This is a genomic window from Prevotella sp. SGI.167 (assembly GCF_050313615.1).
GTDB lineage: Bacteria > Bacteroidota > Bacteroidia > Bacteroidales > Bacteroidaceae > Prevotella.
On record NZ_JBNPLT010000001.1, the window covers coordinates 36,261 to 59,795 of the forward strand.

At 46.4% G+C, this 23,535-nt stretch carries 12 protein-coding genes; 2 read left to right on the forward strand and 10 right to left on the reverse strand.

The features are described from left to right. Positions 1-117 precede the first annotated feature (117 nt). A complete protein-coding gene (locus ACQRBJ_RS00180) occupies positions 118-540 on the forward strand; it encodes a hypothetical protein (RefSeq protein ID WP_153124402.1) in 423 nt (140 codons plus the stop codon). Positions 541-560: 20 nt separating this feature from the next. Here ACQRBJ_RS00180 and ACQRBJ_RS00185 read toward each other — a convergent pair whose 3' ends face one another. From ACQRBJ_RS00185 to ACQRBJ_RS00230, 10 genes are all read right to left on the reverse strand, one after another. After that, positions 561-2,969 (reverse strand): glycosyl hydrolase 115 family protein, encoded by a 2,409-nt coding sequence (locus tag ACQRBJ_RS00185; RefSeq protein WP_445302586.1) that lies wholly within the window; start codon positions 2,967-2,969, stop codon positions 561-563. 385 nt (positions 2,970-3,354) lie between these two features. Next, on the reverse strand, positions 3,355-4,626 hold the full coding sequence (uxuA, locus tag ACQRBJ_RS00190) for a mannonate dehydratase (protein ID WP_006847799.1): 1,272 nt from the start codon (positions 4,624-4,626) through the stop codon (positions 3,355-3,357). Between the two features lie 42 nt (positions 4,627-4,668). Further along, positions 4,669-6,258: a mannitol dehydrogenase family protein gene (locus ACQRBJ_RS00195; RefSeq protein WP_294970527.1), complete on the reverse strand. Its 1,590-nt coding sequence runs from the start codon at positions 6,256-6,258 to the stop codon at positions 4,669-4,671. 245 nt (positions 6,259-6,503) lie between these two features. Further along, complete coding sequence (locus tag ACQRBJ_RS00200; RefSeq protein ID WP_445302587.1) at positions 6,504-7,919, reverse strand: DNA recombination protein RmuC; 1,416 nt, start codon at positions 7,917-7,919, stop codon at positions 6,504-6,506. A 191-nt stretch (positions 7,920-8,110) separates the two neighbouring features. Next, positions 8,111-10,429: a glycoside hydrolase family 3 N-terminal domain-containing protein gene (locus ACQRBJ_RS00205; RefSeq protein ID WP_445302588.1), complete on the reverse strand. Its 2,319-nt coding sequence runs from the start codon at positions 10,427-10,429 to the stop codon at positions 8,111-8,113. Between the two features lie 52 nt (positions 10,430-10,481). Continuing rightward, positions 10,482-11,468: a hypothetical protein gene (locus ACQRBJ_RS00210; RefSeq protein ID WP_445302589.1), complete on the reverse strand. Its 987-nt coding sequence runs from the start codon at positions 11,466-11,468 to the stop codon at positions 10,482-10,484. 72 nt (positions 11,469-11,540) lie between these two features. Then, positions 11,541-13,316, reverse strand: a complete 1,776-nt coding sequence (locus tag ACQRBJ_RS00215; RefSeq protein WP_294970534.1) for a SusD/RagB family nutrient-binding outer membrane lipoprotein — start codon at positions 13,314-13,316, stop codon at positions 11,541-11,543. A 59-nt stretch (positions 13,317-13,375) separates the two neighbouring features. Beyond that, positions 13,376-16,552 carry a SusC/RagA family TonB-linked outer membrane protein gene (locus ACQRBJ_RS00220; protein WP_445302590.1) on the reverse strand — a complete coding sequence of 1,059 codons (3,177 nt, stop codon included), beginning with the start codon at positions 16,550-16,552 and terminating at the stop codon, positions 13,376-13,378. A gap of 27 nt (positions 16,553-16,579) precedes the next feature. Continuing rightward, positions 16,580-17,803: a glycoside hydrolase family 5 protein gene (locus ACQRBJ_RS00225; protein WP_445302591.1), complete on the reverse strand. Its 1,224-nt coding sequence runs from the start codon at positions 17,801-17,803 to the stop codon at positions 16,580-16,582. A gap of 179 nt (positions 17,804-17,982) precedes the next feature. Next, on the reverse strand, positions 17,983-22,116 hold the full coding sequence (locus ACQRBJ_RS00230) for an ATP-binding protein (RefSeq protein ID WP_445302592.1): 4,134 nt from the start codon (positions 22,114-22,116) through the stop codon (positions 17,983-17,985). A 124-nt stretch (positions 22,117-22,240) separates the two neighbouring features. On the opposite strand from ACQRBJ_RS00230, the gene ACQRBJ_RS00235 reads away from it, so the two are divergent. Then, entirely contained in the window at positions 22,241-23,527 is a 1,287-nt protein-coding gene (locus ACQRBJ_RS00235) for a M18 family aminopeptidase (RefSeq protein ID WP_445302593.1), read from the forward strand. Positions 23,528-23,535 lie beyond the last annotated feature (8 nt).

A 23,535-nucleotide genomic window follows, 5' to 3' on the forward strand; every position in this document is an offset into this window, starting at 1 on the left:
AGAACGATTTATAGTATCAAATGAACGAAAATTATTCGCTCAAAAGACTATCAGACGAAAAAGAAATTGGTTTTTCAGAGGATTTTTTGTAATTTTGCAGGCAAAAAACAGATAATCATGAAGAAGATTTTATACTTCGTGGCTGCCATTGCCGCCACAACCCTTATTACGACAACCGGTACCAGCTGCAAGTTCGCACCCGAACAGCAGGATGGTGACACCGTGGCTGCCAGCGAGTTCTATCCGGAAGACACATCGTCTGCCCACGCCAAAAAGATGGCGAAAAAGACAGCTGAGCAGGCTGCCATCGTGGACAGTACCGACATATTTTATATAGGCAGCGGTTCTACCAAGGATATCATCCAGCTGGTATCCTACCCTTCACGCCGCGACACCTTTATATATAGTAAGACCCTACATATCAAGGTGAAGGGTAATGCCGACATCAACCACGTGGTAAGAGTAGACTACTATCTGCTGAACGGCAAGGATTCGCTGGTGAAATATGTAGAGGAGGTGAAACTCGATGCGAAGAAATAATTCCCGTAAAACACGCCCTCTCAATACACACAAACCTGGTCAAGGACCAAGCCTTCGTCCAATGCCTTGATGAGAATGCGATGCTTCTTCATTCTGGCTACTGGCAATGTAAAGGATACGCGAGCCTGACATTGCAGGGTGTTCACCTTCCACTGCTCACTTCTGCCTCTGGTCTGAACCTCCCCTTCAACCGGTTTTCCACCGTCCAGCGACAGAGAGAAACGAAGTTTGTCATCCATAGGATGAGTCGGAACCCAGCGAACTTCGATGGTAACCGAATCACCCTTCACCTTCTTACCGTCGAAAACAAAACCTATCTCTTGATTTCGGACTATACCAATCGCCTTACATTCATAACCCAATCCCTTCCACAAGTAAAGAGGACTGGCTGAAATGCAATCGTTGGCGCTCAAACATGCTATATATTCAGGATCTTTTGCCAAAGGCTGGGTAGCCACGGTATGAGGCACACGGTTGAATACCGGCAGCCTGCGTGGCTGGAAATCCATCATGCGGTTCCACTTGCCCTGATTGTAATAACCCTCGTTGTATATCTTGGTGAGACTGATTATGCTGTCGTAAGCCGCCTCGCTCTTCTTCCAATACTCGGCAGAAACATCACGGGAAGAACCAGAAATTTCCTTTCCGTGGCGAGCCAGCTGCCCATAAAGGAGTTTATTGTTCATCTGGGCAGCAGCCTGCACGGGATATTTGAATAGCTGATAGAACTCATCCTTGCGTTCCTTAGGCAATTCGCCCTTGGCTATCGCCTTATCGAGCATTCCCCCTATCTTCTCTGCCTTGTCAGAAATCGACTTGTAATCAGCCAATCTTGCCCGGATATAGGCTTCGCTCCATGGCAGGTCGGTGATTACCTTATATTTCGGATTTCTTTCCTCGCATCGCGTATTCGCCATGAACTCCGGCTTGCGGATATACTCCAGCCGATAGCTCTCCTGCATCACCAGCAGCATCTCTGCAGCCAGCTTCTTGCCGAATTCGCGGGTCCAGAAGTTCCTCTCATGCTCTGCCAGCCATTCATTGTTAGGTTGCAGCTCCTTCTCTGGGGTATCGCCCGAATAGATGCGGTTCATATTCCACGCCATATCCAGGAAGAGCTCTATCTGATACTCAGCAGGCTTGATATCGCCCACATTGAGAATCCAGAACTTCTGAATGCCTTTGTGCCAGGCTTCAGACATCTGCTGGTAAAGTAAAGCTGGCGAGAAGGTGCCGAGCCAGAGATAATCATGAGGACGGCCCCAATAACTCACGTGATAGTAGATGCCGTTACCACCCTTGCGGGCACGCTCTTCGGCTGTAGGAAAGTGGCGCACCATACCATAATTGTCGTCGCACCATACGAGGCATACATCCTCAGGCACCTGCAGGCCTGCATGATACACATCGAGCACCTCCTTGTAAGGCACGAACAGCTGAGGTACCTGCGCCACATCCTTATTCACATATTTTCCCAATAACTCTCTCTGCGCCTTCAAGACGCTATCTAATACTGTTTTCTGTTCCTCAGTTGTCTTGGCTCCCTGCATGGCTCCATCATGAACGCCACGCATTCCGATGGTATAGAGGATAGGCTGACCAGCCACCTCCTTCACACGGTCTTCCCAGAACTGGAGCACATTCTCCCTGTTGTTCAGAAAATCATATTCTCCTACTCCTCTCATCTTCCATTCGCCAGCCGTACTCGAAGCCATCGGCTCACAATGGGAACCTCCGATGTAGATGCCATACTGCAGGGCCACCTCTCTGTTGCCTTCTGTCAGGAAGAAAGGACGGGTGCATTCGTGCATCGCCGGCCAGTAGGTATTGGCACGAAGGCGGAGCAGGAGTTCGAAGATGCGGGCATTAGTCTTCGGACCTATATGACCTGGAATATCCGATGGTTCATAGGTCTTTCCCGACCATGGCATCAGTCCCCAATCCTCATCATTGATGAAGATGCCTCTATACTCCACCGATGGTGACTGCTCATTGTGATATCCTTCCTTCAGGGAGAATGCCTTGAGCTGCTTAGGCTCGGCATCTGCCCACCATTTCCACGGTGAAACGCCCAAGAGGCGAGACACCTCTAGGATGCCGTAAGCCAATCCATGATCATCGCTACCTTTTATATATAGGCAGCCATTGGCAGACTTTAGCAGGAAAGCTTCCTTCTTGTAGGCGAAGGCAGCGGCATCCCTCTGCAGGATGATGGAACTATTAACAGAAGTATTAACAAGTTTCATTTCCGAGCCCAGCACTTTTCGGATATCGCCCTTCAACATCTTCAAAGCTGTCTTAGCCACGGGTTCCATCCGGGCAGTATCAGCAGAAACCACCACCATCTGCCCGCTCTTCACTTCGAAAGCATTCGAAGCAAGACTCATCAGCATCGCCAAACTCTGAGTTATAATATACTTATATGTCATATATGATATTCTTAATAATTAATAATTTATATTTTCTGTTACTATAACCGACTATATCTTTTGTTTTCTGCTGCAAAATTAATACGAATAATTGGAAGAGAACACCTAAAATTCGTATAAAAAACAGCAAAATTCGTCAATCCTGCTACATTTGAATGATTTGTATCATTGGGCGAACAAAAAACCTACATTCCTATTTAAAATAAGATCATTCCGGCTGCTTATACTCGATGCCGAGTTCATCATCAACTGTGGCGATGACACCCTGAAATTGCCCCATGGCCACATGCGGTCCAAGAGGGTGTAAAAACAAAAAGGCTAGCGTGCGCTTGTGCATGCTAGCCCTTTTTATATTTCATCAGAATTAATCACTAATAACTAATCACTAATCATAGAATCCCGGCTGCTTATACTCAATGCCCAGTTCATCATCTACTGTTGCGATGACACCCTGAATCTGACCCATGGCAAACATACGGCCGAGGAGAGTGTAACCGGCATTGTGACCATGATTGCTCTCATCGAATACGCCACCTGGCTCATCAGTGAAGGTCATACCGTGGTCTACTCGCATTGGCAATCGACGACCGGAATTGCACTTGCCTTCCTGCTCAGCCTTCTCGAAGATGCGGCAAAGTTCAATGAGATGGCCGCGACCACCCAAGTGAGAAGCCTCTGTAAAGTTCCCGTTAGGGAAGATGTAGCAAGAGCGCAGATGAACAAAATGAGTGCGGTCAGCAAACTGCTTAGCCATTGCCACACAGTCGTTGTGCTCGCCGGCAGAGAATGAACCTGCACAGAAAGTCAGACCATTGTGCTTGTTTGGCACAGCATCGAGCATCCACTGGATATCCTCGGCACGACCGATGATTCTTGGCAAGCCGAATACAGGATAAGGAGGATCGTCTGGGTGAACACACATGTTGATATCGTATTCATCGCAAATAGGCATGATAGCCTCCAGCCAGTACTTCATGTTCTCCTGCAACTTCTTCTTGTCGATGCCATCGTAAAGCTTCAACAGGTCGCGGAACTTCTGGACAGGAGCAGAATCGCCCTCACTGAAGTTACCCGATACGAAACCCTGGGTCTTGATGATGATATTCTCTACCAGGGCATGATCCTGCTCTGGTGTAGAAGTCTTCTTGATTTCATCAGCCTCAGCCACGAGGTCTCTGCCCCACTTGTGCTCCTTAGAGAACTCAGCCCAATCCTCACGGGCGCCTTCACGCTGGAGGATATAGATGTCGAAGTAGGCAAACTCGCCCCAGTTCATATAGAGGTTGTTGGCTCCGTTAGGATTGTCGTGAGACAAATCGGTACGTGCCCAGTCCAAAACCGGCATGAAGTTGTAGCAGATGCACTTGATGCCTTCCTCACCCAGGTTGCGGAGACTTTCCTTGTAAACCTCAATCTGATGGTCGCGGTCAGGACCGCCATATTTCAGGGTTTCAACCACAGGCAAAGACTCAACCACGCTCCATTTCATGCCATAAGACTCGATGTACTCCTTGAGTTCATGAATCTTCTCGCGTGTCCAAACTTCACCCAGAGGCACATCGTGCAATGCTGTCACGATACCCTCCACACCTATCTGTTTCAGCTGGGCAAGCGTAATCTTATCCTTCTTGCCAAACCAGCGCCATGTTCTTTCCATATATCTTTATATATAATGTATTGGTTAAATCAAAAAAATGAATTATCTTGCAGCAACGTACTTGTGCAATGTCTGTCTTACGGCACCCTTGCCGGCGAAGAGTTCCTTCACCATGCCTTCTATCTGCTCGCCGAAGCCAGCCTCGTAGAGATCGAGTCCGAATACATCCTTGCGAGAATAGAGGTTCTTGAGGCAAGAGTAGTCCTGATCAGCCTTGCCTACCTCCAGAGGAGCCACGATGGCCTGCAGTTCTGCCAACAATGGGTCGGAAGATGGCTCGAATGGCTTCAGATTATCATCCAATGCCTTGAGATAACGGGCATAACCTGCCAATACCAGAGGAATCAACACAAGGTTGCTCTTGTCGAGACCACGGTCGATATACTTCTTGATAGTCTCACCGAAACGGATAGAGAGTTTCTGGCTGGTATCGGTAGCGATACGCTGAGGAGCATCTGGCATGAATGGGTTAGGCAGACGCTTGTTGATAACGGTGCCGATAAACTCGTATGGATTCAACACACCTGGATCTGTTACTACTGGCATTGCCTCGATATAACCTATCTTCTGGATGAAGGCACGAAGATCATCATCAGCCATCTCTGCAGAAATCAAGGTATAGTCGAGCATGCAACCATAGATTGACATCGCAGTATGGAGAGGGTTCAGACAGGTGGTTACCTTCATGGTCTCAACCTCATCCACAGTCTTGCGGGATGTATAGAGCGCACCGCCCAACTCCAATGGCGGACGACCGTTGGTATAAGTATCCTCGCAAACAAGATACTGCACTTCCTCGGCATTTACGAAAGGAGCGGTGAAAGTATGCTTCTCGGTGATAATCGTATTGTTATCCTCGAAACCATCCTCAGCGAGCATCGCCTGTACCTTCTCGTGTGGACGAGGAGTAATCTTATCAATCATAGACCAAGGATAGGTAATCTTGCTGCTGTCATTGATATAATCTACGAAACCAGCCTCTACGACACCATCCTGTGCCCAACGCTCAGCATAAGCCTTTACGCCAGCCTTAACATGGTCGCCGTTGTGAGAACAGTTGTCGGTAGACTGAAGAGTAAGTGGCAACTTGCCTGCCTTATAACGCTCATAGAGAAGAGCGGTAAGCTTACCCATAGCAAATACTGCATCAAGACCACGTGCCAAATCTGCATCATTATAAGAATATCCCTTCTCGGTGATGGTAAAAGTAACCATCTGCAAAGATGGAGCCTGGAAAATCTGAACCAAACGCGCCCAGTCGTCAGCAAACTGCTTGTCAGCCTTGATACTTTCGGTAATAGATGCGATAACCTTCTTTTCGATAGTACCATTAGACTGGAGGCTTACGAGAAGAGAGAGATTATTGTAAGGACGATAAGCCTTATCGATAATTTCGTAGTCGAAGCTTTCAGCAACAATAACACCACGATCGTACTTGCCGGTGTTAAGTGCATCGTTAAGAATAGCAGCAGGGAACGCACGGAAGATGTTACCAGCACCAAAGTGAACCCAAGTAGGTTCATCATGCGTCTTCTTAGCTACAGCAGCAATATCATACTTAGGGAGCTCATAACCTTTGGCTTCCCATTCTGTAGTTTGAAAGTTGTTAGAAAGAATGTCATTCAGTTTCATAATTAATAATTATTGATGTTGTTTTATGTAAATTTTTGCCTTTTTATAAGCAATACAATGATTCCTCTTCTGTTGAGTCAGGGCAAAATTACGAATTTAATCTGAAATACCGCTCCTTTTTAGAGATTATTTCAAAATATTGAACAATTAGAAACTTAAATTGAACAATTAGAAATGTTTCGGTAACAAAAAATGCTTTTCGCCCTGTTTCCCTTTTAACCAACAGCAGACTATTTGTATACACTTTACAGATTATCCAGTTCCTTGATCTGCTTTTTCGGTGTCACTCCAAGTCCCTTCAGGCTCTCTACCCTTCTCATCACATTGCCGGTGCCGTCATAGAGTTGCTTCTTAGCCTTATCAAAAGTACCCGAAAGGCGGGTTATCAGATCCCCCACACTCATAAAGGTATCTTCGAAGCCAGCCACCTTATCATACAGGTCAGCTGCCGTCTTCACGATTTTCTCCACATTCTTGTTCTGCCGGTCATACTGCCAGAGATTATAGGCAAGCTGGAGTGCCATGAGCAGATTGCTTGGTGAGATGATGATAATCTTCTTCTGATAAGCATAACGGCTGAGATCCGGCTGCTGCTTCATCGCTGCGATATAGCTGGTCTCGTTAGGAATGAACATCAGTACGAAGCCGATGGCATCATCCACCAGTTTAGAATAGTCTTTGGCTGCCAGTTCATCGATGTGCTTTCGTACGCTCAGCGCATGTGCCTTCATCAGGCGTTCCTGTTCAGCCTCATCTTCAGCTGCCAGAGCATCGGAATAGGCGGTAAGCGAAACCTTGGAATCGATGACCACACTTCTGCCTTCCGGGAATCTGACGATGACATCCGGACGATAGTTCTTTCCCTCTTCATCTTTCGTATTCTCCTGAATGAAGAATTCCTCATCTTTACGAAGTCCGCTGTTCTCCAGGATGGTTTCCAGCACCATCTCGCCCCAGTCGCCCTGCATCTTGCTGTCGCCCTTCAATGCCTTGGTCAGGTTGGCAGCATCGGAGCCAATCTTCTCGGTCTGCTCCTTCAGGTTCAGTACAGCCTGCTGCTGTTCCTGCTGGAAGAGTTTCATCGTGGCTTCGAAGGTGTTCTGCAGTTCCTTCTTGTTCACCTCGTTCTGGGTTTTGCTCTCCTCTACCGATTTCTTGAAATCAGCAAACTGTTCCTTGATAGGTTTCAGGAGTTCATCCATCTGCAGACGGTTGTTTTCCTGCAGAGCCGACTGCTTGGCAGCCAACTGCTCAGCCGCCACCTTCTGCTGTTCTATCGTCATTCGCTGCATTTCCTGCTTCAGGCTCTCGAGTTTCTGTGCCCACTGCTGGTCGCTTTCCGCCCTGAGTCTGGCGGCATACTGTCGTTCGTTCTCCATCTGAACTTTTAAGGATTGAACTTCAGAAGCATGAGAATCCTTCAGACCTTGAACTTCAGAAGCATGAGAATCCTTCAGACCTTGAACTTCTACAGCATGAGATTGCTTCAAGGATTGAACCTCAGAAGCATGATGCAGATTGCTCTGTTCAATGTTAGCCTGCAGCACCTGCGCCTTCGCAACAAGCTGCGTTTTCTCCTCTCCCGCACTTTTTGCTTCCATCAGTTTTCCCACGAAGAATCCGATGGCAAGCCCTATGATGATTCCAATTACTATTTCCATTTATCCTTGTTTTGAATGATTCTGTAAATCTGCAAAAATTATGATTTGCAAAAGTAATCATTTCAAGACATAACACCAAACATCATGGGGGATTCTTGTAGATATTTAACTCTTCGCATTTTACTATGCAAACAAAAAGAGCGCACCGCTATTGGCACGCTCTTTTCTTTAACACATCTTTTAAATATACTTTATCGGTTGGCTGATTTCCATAGATAAGTATCAGTACAATGGATATCAGCACTCTGGTCAGCAATCATCAACTTGAAGTCACCTTCCTCCAATCTCCATTTACCATCCCAACCAACGAAGGCCAAATCGTCTGCCTTTAATTCAAAGGTCACGGTCTTGGTCTCACCAGGCTGAAGCTCTATCTTGTTGAAGGCACGGAGGCGACGACCATCAGGAACCATACTGGCGATGAGATCGCTGCTGAACAAGAGGACACTCTCCTTGCCTGCCACCTTTCCCGTATTCTTCACATCCACGCTCACCTTGATGATGTCGCCGTGGCGGAAATCAGACTGAGAAACCTTCAGGTTGCTATATTTGTAAGAGGTATAACTCAAACCATATCCGAAGCCCCACTGCTGGGTAATCTTCGCATTGTAGTCGTAAGCACCTTCCATCGTACCCACCTCCTCACTCTTCTTGAAGTCATAGTTGGCGAGCGAATTGATTTCCTTAGGATAGGTGTAAGGCATCTTACCACTGAAGTTTGACTTGCCCGATACCAAGTTTACCAAGGCATCGCCGCCCATGTTGCCAGGGATAAGGATGTCGATGATGCCCTGTGCCAATGGTTCGATGTCAGCAATGAGACGAGGACGACCTTCATTCAATACCAGAACGACAGGCTTACCGGTCTTGGCGAGTTCCTTCACGAGATTGCGCTGGTTCTCTGAGAGCCAAAGGTCGGTCAGATTGCCCGGAGTCTCTGTGTAAGAGTTCTCACCGATGCAGGCAACGATGACATCAACATTCTTTGCTGCATCAACTGCGCCCCGAATCTGAGGTTCGTTCTCCTCCCAGTATTTTCCCTTCTCATTATAGGTAACACCCTGGTTCAAGATAACATTCTCCTTGCCATACTCATTACAGAATGCCTCATAGATGGTATTGTACTTGCCGGCAAACTCATCAGCACGATGCCCCTGCCAGGTATAGCTCCATCCACCGTCCAGGCAGCGCATCTGATTGGCATTAGGACCCGTAAGTAGAATCTTCTTGCCATGCTGCAAAGGAAGGATATTACCCTCGTTCTTCAGGAGCACCATACTCTCGGTAGCTCCCTCCAAGGCGAGCTTGGCAAACTCCTCGCCACCAAACTTAGGATAATTCTTCAGTTTCTGGGTTGGTTTTTTGAAGAGGTCGAGACGGTACTTCATGCGAAGCACACGGCGACAGGCATCGTCGATGCGACTCATCGGAATCTTACCTTCCTTCACCAGTTCTACAAGGTAGCCACAAGCATCGCAAGAATAAGGTTCCATAATCATATCGATACCAGCATTGATGGCAATGCGGAGCGCATCCTTCTTGTCCTTTGCCACCATCTCACGAGTATAGAGATTGTTGATGTCTGCCCAGTCGGTGATGAGCACACCATCCCATCCTGTCTCTTCCTTCAGCCATCCTGTCAGGATGTCCTTGTTGGCGTGCATCGGCATACCATTGACGGAAGCGGAATTCACCATCACGGTCAAGGCTCCAGCCTGCAGACCCGCCAGGAAAGGAGCGAAGTGCTTCTCTCGCAAGTCGGCAGGAGAGATATAGGCTGGCGTACGGTCTTTACCGGTCCAAGGCACACCATAGCCCATGAAGTGCTTCATTGAAGTGGCAATGTGATACTGGTCGATGTTGTTTGGGTCCTCGCCCTGGAAACCATAGACCATCGCCTTGCCCATCTCTGAACTGAGGTAGCAATCCTCGCCAAAGTTCTCCCAGATGCGAGGCCAACGGGCATCACGACCGAGATCAACGGTAGGACTGTAAGTCCAAGGCACGCTCACTGCACGAGTCTCATAAGCGGTAGCCTCAGCCGAACGGCGAGCTATCTCACGATTGAAGGTGGCAGCCACATTGATGTTCTGCGGGAAGAGGGTTCCGCCCTGTGTATAAGTAGAACCATGGTTCTGGTCGAGACCGAAGACACAAGGGATGCCGATGCGCTTCATCGAGATCTTCTGGATTTGCGCGATGTACTTCTCCCACTGCTTGGCGGTTGGTGCGCAGGTATTTGGAGCGTTGAGGATAGAGCCAATCTTATAGCGGGAAAGGATAGAATCGGTCTTGTGCTCGTCGATATAGAACACACCGTTCTTGTCGTTGGCACCAAAGAGGTCGGTCACCAATTCCATCATCTGACCTATCTTTTCCTCCAAGGTGAGTTTCTTCAGGGTTTGTTCTACCTGAGCCTCAATCTTAGGGTCGCTCTTGATAACTGGAACATTGGCACTGGCTGTATAAGCCAATGCCAACATTGAAATAGAAAATAATATTTTCTTCATAAGTCGTAAAGGTTTGACGTTTTATGATAAAAACGGAAATCTTTCCAATATATTATTCAATAGTTACTTTTTTTACGGTGTAACCGTCACCCACGAGGAGGAGACCATTCTGCTCTGTCAAGAGTTGGATAGAGAGGTCGGTCAGTTCAAACTCCCATTTAGCAGGTCCATTCACCATAATGTCGCCACGCTCTGGGTCGCCCTTACCAGTAAGGATGTTGTTCCACCAAGCTGTGGCAGCGGTACCCTGACCGTTTCCATCCACATAAACACGGAGGATAGTACCCGCCTTCACCTTTGAGAGGAAGGTATCCTTCAAGGCATCGAATGGGGTACCCCATGTCACTGCAAACTCACCTTCCCAGAGGGTATTCTCCATAGATGGGCGAGCCTCGGTGGTTACCTTGATGGTACCGCCAGGGAACTGGTTGCCCTCACCATCTACCAAAGTGATATCATAGTCACCATTCTCCAAACCTGTAGGAGCTGTGAGCTTCAAGGCTGTGCCCTCTTCGTGAACCTCGAAGGCTACTTCCTTGCCACCTACCATTACTTTAGTAACTGTACCGAGATTCTTGCACTTATGGATAGTGGTCTCAGCACCTGGAGCTACCCAAAGCTCGATGGCATTGGTACCCAGGGCTGGGTCATCGGCAGCAGGAGTCACGGTAACGTTCAAGGTGCGGGATGTGCTCTTGCCCTTGGTGGTGGTTGCCACAATCTTCAGTTCATGATTACCTACAGGCAAAGTCTGGTCGATAGTGGTACCTTCATAAATCTGAGTGCCATCGAGCAACCATGTCACAGTGGTGTAGTGAACAGGAGTCACCTTGATTTCCAACTTATAATTAGTCTTGCGGTCTATCTTGGAATCAGCCAAGTCGGTGTTCAAGATACGTGGATCGTCATCTTCGCTGACAGTGAAGTATGGTTCATCGTCAGAAGAGCAAGAAGACAAGGTAGATGTACCAGCCAGTGCGAAACCCACGGCTAAGAGCATCATCATAGCCTTCAAGACTTTTCCCTTATATTGTTTCATTGTCTTATTCATAATTAATTATTCTATTCTATTGTCCTATAAGACTTAACATTTAACACTTAACATTAAACACTACTTGCTATATCCCTTTCCGAATGGAGGATTGAAGTCTGGCTGAAGGTTTACATCAGCCTTGTCCCACCAGAGGTGCTTGTGCCAATCGTCTGTACCACCCATGCGGTCGATGGCAGCCTTGTAGTTGGCATTGTTGTACTGAGCTTCCAACTCAGGATACTGCAAGCGGACAGGCATTGACCAATCGGAATCCGTATAAGTGAAACCATTCTTGGTCAAGAGATCACGATTCAAGATGGCAGGATAGTCAGAGCGGCGCATGTTAGCCCAACCCTCAGAAGGGTTCATCATGTGGAGAATCCAAGCCTGGGTGTTGATGGTCTCCTTAGGATTGTCACCCAACGGATTGTTAGCAATGAACGCATCTATCTCTTCCTTGGAAATCTTGTTGGATGTAAGATAGTAGTTGTTGAGCAACTCCATGCTGGCACGAACACCAGCCTCGTAGTGACTCTCTGCATCACCACCACCTACATTCCAACCCTTGGTTGCAGCCTCAGCCTTGAGGAACTCTACCTCTGCATAGCTCATCAAGTCGCCAGGACAAGAAGGCATCTCGAAGTCGATGTTCAGGCAAGGACGACTAGCTCGGGCTATATAATCAGAGTTGGCATAAGTGTTCTCGTCTATCTCTGCATACTTCTTCAAAGTAGGAAGGTCATCCAACGTTGCTGGATTCATCCAGTCTGTGTACCAGGCTGCACCAGGGTTGCAAGGCTCCTCACCGAGACCCTTGTTCTGGAAGTAAGCCAGGAAATCATCGGTCAAGTCGATATTCTGTTCCTTATCTGGCTTCACCTGACTACGCTTGATATTGTAGTAGTGACGGCAGATGCGATAGAGACGAGGGTCATTGGTATTCTGCAACTGATAAAACAAGGTAGAGCATACCATGGTAGGCGATGTGGCATCCTGACCATAGAGCGTCTCGCTCAATGCATTGGCACGGAAATCGTAGTCGTTGGCTCCATCATAATAGGTAAATGGAGCATCAGCATACTTGATATAAGCATCATCGGCTGCACTGGCGATGGCACCGGCAGCTACAGCCTTCTCAAACTCCTCCTTTGCCTTCTGTGGATTAACATCGGAAATGCGCATGGCATAGCGCATACGGAGTGCATTGGCATACTTCTTCCACTGAACTACATCACCACCCATGCTGGTAACATCACCAGAAATGTGGTCGGTACCTGTGCCAAGCTGCTTCTCGCAAGCGTCAAGTTCCTCGAAGAACCAGCTGTAGAGTTCCTCTACGGTATCATACTTAGGGGTGGAGATACCTGAGATATAACCCAGACCTGCCTCCGAACAAGGCACGTCACCGTAGGTATCTGCCAAAACTGCCGTGAGATAGACACGATGGATACGAAGTGCCGCATTCAAGTTTGCCTTGTCAGCAGAATTGTGGATGGCATCCACAAGGTTCTTGATACTGATTTCATAATAGCGGTCCCAGACACGACGGGTCATATCATCTTCTCTGAAATTAGAACCAGCGTAATTGGTTACATTCCAACCACCAGCGAAATACTGTGGAAAACCAGTTATATAGTTACGGTAGGTATCCATCAGACTGAAGTCACCGTAAGTCTGCAACAAAGCTGTTGTCAACTGTGCGTTAGGGTCGAGCTCGTTCACTTTGGTCTTGTCGGTATTGATGTTGCTCAAGGTATCATCTGAGCAAGAAGTCATCGCAGTGCCGGTTGCCATCAGGGCGAAAGCCATCATCAGGCTGCTCTTACCTATATATTTCTTGATTATATTGTTCATTTTCTTACCTTATTATATATTAGAACTCTTCTAAAGAAATTGATTCTATTTTTTCGAGATTAGAACTTCACGTTCACGTTCAAACCATAACTCTTGCGAGATGGCAGGGAACCATATTCCAGACCGAGACCTGAAGTATTGTAGCTGGAGTCTGGGTCGATGTTAGGAATGTTCTTCCAAACAATGAATGGGTTACGAGCCACGAAGGATACGGTCAAGCCCTTGACATACTTGCCCAGGATGCTCTCTGGGAAGGTATAGCCGAAAGTAATCTCACGACACTTCACGTAAGAGTTGTCGTAAACGAAGGCACTCTGCACGCCATTTGCCACATGCTTCCAGTAATCTTCAGGGTTCACGGCGATGTCGTTCTTGCGATAAGTACCATCACCATTGTCGATAACACCATCCACTACGAGTCCCTTGCAGTTGCCAGACTCACGCCATGCGGCAAGGTCCATACCCGAAGCCTTGCGAGCCTCCTCAGAAGTGTACCACTCCTCACGACCTGCCAATGTTCCCTTTGCCTTACCAGTCTGGTATGCAGAACGCATAGACATAGAGTAGATGTCGGCACCTACCTTCACATCGAATGCAGCAGAGAGGCGGAAGTTCTTGTAGCTGAAGGTTGAGTAGAAACCACCTGTCCAGTCCCAAGTAGAATTGCCGATGGTCTTGATTTTCTGGTCAACCTTTGGAAGACCAGTAGCTGCATCGACAACCACCTGACCCTTGTCGTTGTAGAGGAAGTCGTGTCCACGGATAGCTCCATAGTTCTCACCTACCTTGGCACCTACAGAAACACCGCACCAGTATGCCTTCGCCAACTCGAAGTAGTCCATGCCATCGGTGAGCGACTTCACCTTGTTGGTATTCTTCGAGAAGTTGACACCCAAGTCCCAAGCGAAGTCCTTGATCTGCAAGGCACGGGCATTGAGGGCAATCTCGATACCCTGGTTCTGAATCTCACCGGCATTGATGAGGCGGTAAGCATAGCCAGAGGTGGTGGTTGAAGCCAAACTCAAAATCTGGTCCTTGGAGTTCTGGTTGTAATAGGTGGCATCCAAGCCCAAGCGTCCGTTAAGGAACTTCATCTCCAAACCTACCTCGTAAGAACCTGTCATAGTAGGCTTCAAATCCTTGTTTGGCTGTGTTGAGTTGGCTATCATACCGATGGTATAACCCGAGTAGCTGTACTTGCCCGTGGTATAGTTGAGTGCCAACAGGTATGGATCGGTATCGCTACCTACCTTTGCCCAAGATGCGCGAATTTTACCGTAATTGATGAACTTCTTGTTCTTGATAAACTCAGAGAATACCAAGCTACCAGATACAGAAGGATATATATATGTATTATTGCCCGAAGGGAGCGTAGAAGACTTATCTCCACGGAGAGTTCCCTCCAGATAGTAAGTATGCTTGTAGCCGAGGCTCGCGCTGGCATAGAGAGAGCTGATCTGCTTCTTATACATGCTCTCGCGAGTATTCTGCTCCTGATAGTTCATGATGTTCTTGATGCCATTCATCTGCTGGTTGAGACCGACGTTGGTAATGGTCTTGTTGTTCACCTTGAAGATGTTACCACCAGCGGTAGCGTTGACATCGAAGTCGCCCCATGAGTTGTTGTAGAGGGCGAGTATCTCGGCGTTGAATGTGCGGTTGTTGAAGATTTGGTCGGTAAGCTTTCCGGCAGGAGTTCCTGGAGTTGTCTTAGCGATGAAGTCCTCGAAGTTCATGCTGTTGATATCGGTACCGATGGTACCCTGCAACTTGAGGTGCTTGTCGATGTTCCAGATGGCCTTACCCGTAAAACGGAACACGTCCTTGTCGGATGTATTGCTGTTCTTATAGAGATCCCAGTATGGGTTCTTGTTATACTGGTCGTTACCATTCCAGTTGGAGTAGTTGCCGTCGGCATCCTCATAGTGCTTCAACCAAGCCTGGTCGTAGGTACCCGCCAGGGTCATGAGGTTCTTACCCACGTTGCTCTGAGAGTCACCAAGGGCAGGACGATTCTTCACCTTCTCACGAGTATAGTTGGCGGTGAAGTCGAAGTCAATAGGACCTGCTGAGGTATTCACACGGAGGTTGAAGTTGTCACGACTCATATTAGTATTTGGCAAGATATCCTTGTTGCGCATATCGGTAACAGAGAAACGCATACCCGTCTTACCGGAATTAACTGAGAGGATGGCAGAGTTCTGGGCGGTGAAACCTGTGCGGAAGAAATCGGAGGCATTGTTAGGGTGCATCAGGAAAGGACGCTCCTCGCCATCGAAATACTTGAACATGAAGTCATCGGCCTTAGGTCCCCAACTTGAGTTCGTACCAGAAGTGCTCGAATTAGGAAGCTCGCCATTGTAGCCAGCGCCATATATCTCCTGGATGTCGTCCCATTTAGCCAACTGGGTATCGATAGTATAAGAACCATTGTACTCCACGGAAATCTTATCCTTCTCCGCCTTCTTGGTTGTAATCAAGATAACACCGTGGGAAGCACGGCTACCATAGAGGGCAGAGGCAGCAGGACCTTTCAATACGGTCATCGTCTCGATGTCGTCAGGGTTGATGGCAGAGATACCATCACCGAGGTCATAACCACCAGCTTCACCAGCACTGCCAAAGTTGGTATTATCCAAAGGCACACCATCCACCACATAGAGAGGCTGGTTATTGCCTGCCATTTCTGTATTACCACGAAGGAGCACGCGGGTAGAACCAGAAGCACCGCCAGCGGTGTTCTGCACAACAAGACCAGCCACCTTACCTGAAAGAGAGTTGATGACGTTGGTTTCCTTCGCCTTGGTGAGTTCCTCACCCTTCACTTCCTCCAAGCCATAGCCGAGGGCCTTGCGGTCTCGTTTGATACCGAGGGCGGTGACAACTACCTCATTCAAGGCTTTACCATCCTCTTGCATCGTGATTTTCATGCCATTAGCAGCTTTCACGGTCATCGTCTTGTAACCGATGTAGCTCACTTCGAGCGTTACTCCAGGCTTGCAGTTCAACGTAAAGTTACCATCTATATCGGTAACGGCACCGTTGGTTGTACCAGCCACCTTCACGCTAGCGCCAATCAAGGTTTCGCCAGTGGCATCCAGCACTGTACCCTTGATGCCCTGGTTCTGCTGCACGCTCATCGCAGCATTGTTCATCTGGGCAGCGAGAATGGCAGAAGCAGGCATCCACATCAAACCTGCACCGAGCAGGCCGAGAAACATAGTTTTCTTTCTCATAATTGATATTTTGTTTTTAGTTTAACATTATTCTTTCCCAAAGATTCCTTCGAGAATCCAAGGAGCATTCACCTTCATACTCTTGAAACGGTCGAAGATGCCATACTTCTCAGAGCCGTTGCCGAAGTGGTTGTTGTCCCAAACGAAAGTAGAGAAGCCTCGTTTGCGAGCCTCCGTAGTCAAGAACTTACAGTAGTAGGTCATGTTTTCATGCACTTTCTCTGAGTTTGACTTATAATGATCGGTTACTCCCCACTCTCCTATTACAATACCCAGTCCTTTGTTGCTCCAGGTATTCACCGCCTTGTCGAAGAAATCCGTCATCGTCTTCTCGTTTTCAGCAGGTATCTTGCCAGCATCCTTGTAAGCATCACCCCAGTAATCGTAGGTGCAATCGCCGGCGTAGCTCCATGGCTGATAGTAGTGGAATTCCACACTCATATAGTTGATGCCATTGCCTTCGGCATCCTTTGGAATGATGAAATCTCCATTCTCGATGCCAAACCAAGGGTTGCAAACGTAAGTCTGTAAGATGAGATGGCGCTTGGCATTGTTGCCGCCTGTGGCACGAACCATATCCACGAATATCTGATTGTAAGCATTCTGCACTTCGAGGTTTTCGGCAGTAGGCTTGCCCCAGTTGTCCCTGATGTGAACCTCATTGGTACCGGCAAAAGCCAAGCGACTGTCATAATTGGCAAACTCAGAGGCGATATTCATCCAGAGGAGCGCAAGCTTCTGGCAGTTTTCTTCCTTATATTGATAGGTAGGACGACCTTCGAGCCATTTTTCATGATGCACATTGATGATAACCTTCAAACCGTTGTCAAGGCACCAGCCCACCACCTCCTTGATGCGAGCAATCCAAGCCTTGTCGATGCTCATCGCCTGAGCGTTGGTAATGTGGCACTGCCAACGGATTGGAATACGGATGGCATTAAAACCTGCCTTCTTCACGGCTTGTATCATCTTCTTGGTAACAACGGGATTGCCCCAGGCTGTCTCTGCATGGATAGAACCATCAGGGTTGCCAATCTGCATCGACTCACCATCCTGTCCAGGAGCTGAGCACTCGAATTCGTTGCCAAGATTCCACCCCACAACGTCTTTATTCCATTGCTGGGCAGTAGGTATGGATTCGCCTACGCCATCAGAACTGCTGGATGATGAGTGCAACGTACTTGCTTCGCATGAGAGACATGTGAAGATGCCTATTAAAAAGAGGCTAAATTTCAAAAAGTTCCTTTTCATTTTTATGTTTATATTGTTATTGTTTCGTTTTTTTAATAACTGTTTGACTTACGTAACAGAATTTGGCTGCAAAGATAAAGAAAAGGAACTTTCAGAGGGTTAGATAACAAACATAAAAAGGTTTCAATTCAGACATATCGTCTAAACAGAAACCTTTTCTTTGAATTTAAAACTCTAATTTACAGATACTTACTTGGAGAAACTCCAAAGTGCTTTTTAAATACAGTACTAAAGTACTTCACATTTACAAAACCGGCTTTCACTGAGACCTCCAGCACACTATCCCCCTGTTTCAGGAAGATTGCAGCCTGCTCCAGACGTATCAAACGCATAAAATCCTGCGGACTTTGACCCGTAAGAGTCTTCAGCCTACCATAGAAAAGCGTTCTGCTCATCGCCATCTCTCTACAGAGTCGGTCGATATTAAAGTTTGTATCGCTCAGATGAGCCAACACCAAACGGGTAGCTTTGTCTACAAAAGCCTGGTCTTGTGGATTCAGAACAGCTTCTGCCACATTATCGAATGTCTGGCCTTGCTTATTCAAGACAGTATCATCTTTTTTCTTTTCAGAAGCTCCAGTAGGTTCCAAGAGTTCATAGGAAGAATCAGAACCCACAATCTGCTCGGAAGAAGCAGACTCAGAAGCAACCTCTCCTCTAACAAGAGCAAGGCTTCTGTCCATATAATACTGACTCAACCGGCGACGATTCTTCAAAATACTAGCAACCTTACTCGCAAGAATAGCAGTATCGAATGGCTTGGCTATATAGTCATCAGCACCAAGTCCGAGTCCCTCTATCATAAAGTCACGACCAGCCTTAGCAGTCAGCAGGATAACAGGCAGCCATGATGTTTCCTTATTTTCCTTGATGCTGCGACAGAACTCATCTCCGTGCATTCCCGGCATCATGACATCAGAAACAACGATATCACATACCCCGCCCTCTTTCAAATATTTCAAGGCAGCCTCTGCACTCTCCACATCAACTACTTGATAAGAATCACCAAAAGTCATTCTGATATATTTGCGAAGATCTTCATTGTCATCGACAAAAAGAAGTGTATCCGTTGAAACATCAGCATCCTGCAGAACCGCAGAAGAAACAGTCTGGCAAGTTTCATCATGCTTATCTTCAGCTAAAGAAGATTCAGTTGCAACATTTTTCTTTTCTCCTACAAGCCGAACAGAAGAATCTGTTACATTACCTAATGGCATCTTCACACAGAAAGTAGTACCCTTTCCTTCCTCACTTACGAAAGTAAGCTTTCCTCCTAATTTCTCTACAAGCTTTCGTGTAAGCATCAGTCCTAATCCACTTCCCATTTCCTGAGAATTTATCGCATTAGAAGCCCTGAAGAAGGTCTTGAAGATACTCTTAATTTCGGCCTTTGGGATACCTATACCTGTATCACATACATGAATCATAGCCATCTTACCTTCAATAGAAGCCGACAACGTAACCTTTCCACCTTGAGGTGTATATTTGATAGCATTCGAGAGAAGATTTTCCAATATCAAATCCATCATTTTGACATCAGAATGAATCTGTTGCTGCGGACACGTTTCAATACACAGTTGAATATGCTTCTCCTGAGCTGCCAATACAAACTTTTCCAACTGCACACGTAAAAGCATCGGCAATTCTATATCTTGCAGGCGAACCTGTTCGGCAGACTGCTCTGCCTTTTGGAAGTCAAGCAATTCTGTAACCATCTTCAATAGTTTGTTGCCGTTGCGATGCGCCATATCCAAGAATCCACGACTTTTCTCACTCAAGTTGGAATCATTAGCCAGATTATCAAGAGGAGCCAACACGAGACTCAAAGGAGTACGTATGTTATGGGCAGTATTAACGAAGAAATTGATTTTTTCATCATAATACTTTCGCTGTAAGCGCTCTTTGTAATACTGCCAGACAAAATATAAGATGGCAGCAAAAATACAGAGATAGATAATCCATGCCCACCAGGTTTTCCACCAAGGTTGGGCTATATGAATTTCCAAGGTTGTTTCTCCCAATTCTCTACCATTACTTCTGCAGATAGCCTTTACATGAAGCACATAGCTGCCCGAAGGCAAATTTACAAATCGTGCCAACTGATTAGAAGATGATTTACTCCAATTACGGTCGTATCCTTCCAAATAATATTGATATTGAATATCATACTGGTATTGATAATTGATACTCTCGAAAGAAACAACCAGCGTATTCTCGTTATGGCTAAGTTTCAATTTGCCTTCCTTCAACATTTCAAAGAGACATTCATTCCAGTGATCGGAACGTTCGACACCTTCAACCTCAACACTATGAATACGAAGTGGAGCGGCATAATTCAAACCTTTGGCAAACATAGGAGCCAAAGTGACAACTCCATCGTTGCTGCCAAAAAGCACCCTGCCATCTGAAGTACACGCAACAGACATTCGGTTATACTCACGTTCCATTCCCTTAAAGATGTTGAGGTTTACTATCTTACCCTGTTTCATGAACGCCAATCCTTTATCCGTACTTATCCACAAATTGCCATTAATACCTTTTATAAGTCCATAAACAGTATTAGAAGGCAAAGCGTCCTGATTAGTATAACGCTTAAACTTCTTTGTCAGGAAATCATAATCATAGAGTCCTCCTCCATCCGTTCCAATCCAGATATGACGGGAATCCTGAAAAGCCATACTGTTGACAAACAAATTAATGTCTTTATCGGGATACTGTTCAGGATAAAAGAAACGACGAGGATGCAAAGGTTCGCGCTTATCAATCAAATAGCCTCCATGCGAAGTTCCTACAGCAATAAAACGCTTATCCAATGATTCCGTGATGCATTGCACTTCGTTGACAGGCAGATAGAATACCGACTTTCCCGTTCCATTCAAATTATATTTATCTGAAGGGAAACAAGCCATATCTCCATCCAAACATCCCACCCAAATATTACCATCGCTATCAGTTAAAAGACTGAATACGTAATCACTCTTCAACATTCCTGTATCCACAGAATAAGCAGGCATACTAGTGCCATCTGCATTAACCTGATATACGCCATTACCATAGGTACCAACCAGAATTCTGCCGTCTACAGTCTGACAAATCGTAAGCGCCACTTTATTATATAATCCATGATGCCAAAGATGAGTCTGCGCATCATAAACACTTACTCCTTTATCTGTGGCATACCATATTTTCCCATCACGGCTTTGGAAAACATCGTTCACACAATTATCTATCAGTGATTGATTGTTGAGATATTCATGTGTGATATATTCCAAAGTATGTTTCATCGGTATTGCCAAATCTACTCCTCCCGAGTAAGAGCCAGTCCATAAATCGCCAAAACGATCGCAGCACAAGGTGTATAATCCATTTCCATTCAACACGTTACCAGGACGTCCATCTGTATCAAGCAAGAGTTTGGTTTGTTTATTCGAACTGTCATAAGCATATATTCCAGCTCCATCTACAGCCATCAGAAGAGTCTGCTTATCATATAAAATGATTGAACGTACGGGAATTTTAGGAATGTTTTGCAAAGATTGGAAATCAGCAGATTTTATCAGCTTCCAAGTACTATCATCCATCACTTTAACTCCTTCGTGAAAAGTACCCAGCCAGATACGATGTCCCACAATATCATGATAAGAGGATACTACAGAACTGCCACTAATCTTCTTTTCTAACTTCCGGGCAGGCATCGAATAGCAATAAACATCTTTAAAAGTTCCTATCAAGAGTTTCTCACCTATAAATTGGATATGATTAATATAGGTATTTTTCAATACAAACCTACCCTTAGCTGTCTCCCGAACTATCTCCTTTCCATCAGTAGCTGCTGATAAGCAATAAATGCCTCTATCCATAGCTAACCAGAAATTGCCCTTTTCGTCTACCAACAGTTCGTTCAACACGATACTTCCACCTAAAATATTCTGAAGATTACATTTCAAAACAAATGCATCTTTCCTCTTATCATATATATACACCTTTCCCTTGTTGTCGTAGGCGTAAATCAGATGTTGCGCATCCTTAGTCAGTTTAATACTTCTACCACTAGCATCACTATACGGCATCTCTGTGTATAAAGTATAATTGGTTACTTGTTGCCCATTATATCGGTCAACTCCACGCTTAGTACTTATCCACATGGCACCATCCTCTGCCTCGACAATAGAATAAACACGAGGGCTGGAAAGACCATTGTCTGCATTGAGATTGGAAAGCATGAACATATTTCTGGAAATATGCGCATATACCTGAAGAGCCGATGCCAACAGCAGCAATATAATTAGAGTACAGGATTTATGTCGTTTCATAATTCTTTCATTGATATTATTTGGGGACAAAGATAATACAAAAAAATGAAAAACAATTAGAATAATGAGATAAAATGAAAAAAATCTATTATCTTTGCAACATATTAATATAAAGATATAGACTATGATCAAAAGATTATTATCCTTTCTAGACGCATCGCCAGTGAATTTCCTGGCAGTAAAGAATATCTCCAAGGAATTGGAGAAGAACGGGGTCCGCCGTATGAACCCACAGGAGCCTTTGGGCAAGATTGAAGCGGGTGAAAAGTTCTTCGTTACCAAGAACGACTCTTCCATCTACGCCTTCCAAATCGGAAAGAAGCCTTTGGCAGATGCCGGTTTCCACATGATCTGCGCCCACTGCGACTCGCCTACCTTCCGCATCAAGCCAAATGCTGAGATGCTTTGCGAGGGCGGTATCGTAAAACTGAATACCGAGGTTTATGGTGGTCCTATCATGTCAACCTGGTTCGACCGTCCGCTCACTTTGGCTGGTAGAGTTATCGTGAAGGGCGAGAATGCGATGAATCCCCAGACGCTCCTTCTTCATGTGAAGCGCCCATTGCTGCAGATCAGCAATCTCGCTATCCACTTCAACCGCCAGGTGAATGATGGTGTGAAGTTGAGCAAGCAGAAGGATGTACTTCCTATCCTCGGCATCATCAATGATGAACTGGAGAAGGGTAACCTCCTGATGAATGTGATAACCGATGAACTGAATATCCAGAAAGAGGATGTTCTTGATTTCGACCTCTATCTGGCTGATGCCACTCCAGCCTGCACCTTCGGTGTACACGATGAGTTTATCTCTTCAGGCAGACTCGATGACCTGTCTATGTGCTGGGCTGGTGTAGAGGCGATGATTGCATCTGATGCCAATGATACCACCCAGGTTCTCGCCATCTTCGATAATGAAGAAACGGGGTCTCAGACCAAACAGGGAGCCGGAAGTCCATTCCTTTCATATATGCTCCAGCGCATCGCCCTGGCACAGAGCCATACAGAAGAGGCTTATTATCAGGCAGTAGAGCGTGCCTTCATGATTTCAGCCGATAATGCGCATGCCTGGCATCCTAACTATAGCGAAAAATTCGACCCTACGAATCATCCTAAGTTGGGCGGTGGTCCGGTCATCAAGTTCAATGCAGCCCAGAAGTATGCGAGCGATGCTGTATCAGCAGCCATCTTCGCCAACATCTGCGATGCAGCCGGTGTACCATGCCAGCGCTTCGTAAACCACAGCGATGTAGCAGGTGGCAGCACATTGGGCAATATCCTCGCCTCTTCCATCCCATTGAAGGGTGTGGATATGGGCAATGCCATCCTCGCTATGCACAGTTGCCGCGAAACCGGTAGCGTTATCGACCACGAATATTGCGTGAAGGCTTTCACCAAGTTCTATCAGCTGTAATTCCTACA

Coding starts and splice junctions, on each gene's coding strand:
- ACQRBJ_RS00180 (WP_153124402.1), top strand. CDS start 118: ATGAAGAAGATTTTATACTTCGTGGCTGCCATTGCCGCCACAACCCTT.
- ACQRBJ_RS00185 (WP_445302586.1), bottom strand. CDS start 2,969: ATGACATATAAGTATATTATAACTCAGAGTTTGGCGATGCTGATGAGT.
- uxuA (WP_006847799.1), bottom strand. CDS start 4,626: ATGGAAAGAACATGGCGCTGGTTTGGCAAGAAGGATAAGATTACGCTT.
- ACQRBJ_RS00195 (WP_294970527.1), bottom strand. CDS start 6,258: ATGAAACTGAATGACATTCTTTCTAACAACTTTCAAACTACAGAATGG.
- ACQRBJ_RS00200 (WP_445302587.1), bottom strand. CDS start 7,919: ATGGAAATAGTAATTGGAATCATCATAGGGCTTGCCATCGGATTCTTC.
- ACQRBJ_RS00205 (WP_445302588.1), bottom strand. CDS start 10,429: ATGAAGAAAATATTATTTTCTATTTCAATGTTGGCATTGGCTTATACA.
- ACQRBJ_RS00210 (WP_445302589.1), bottom strand. CDS start 11,468: ATGAAACAATATAAGGGAAAAGTCTTGAAGGCTATGATGATGCTCTTA.
- ACQRBJ_RS00215 (WP_294970534.1), bottom strand. CDS start 13,316: ATGAACAATATAATCAAGAAATATATAGGTAAGAGCAGCCTGATGATG.
- ACQRBJ_RS00220 (WP_445302590.1), bottom strand. CDS start 16,552: ATGAGAAAGAAAACTATGTTTCTCGGCCTGCTCGGTGCAGGTTTGATG.
- ACQRBJ_RS00225 (WP_445302591.1), bottom strand. CDS start 17,803: ATGAAAAGGAACTTTTTGAAATTTAGCCTCTTTTTAATAGGCATCTTC.
- ACQRBJ_RS00230 (WP_445302592.1), bottom strand. CDS start 22,116: ATGAAACGACATAAATCCTGTACTCTAATTATATTGCTGCTGTTGGCA.
- ACQRBJ_RS00235 (WP_445302593.1), top strand. CDS start 22,241: ATGATCAAAAGATTATTATCCTTTCTAGACGCATCGCCAGTGAATTTC.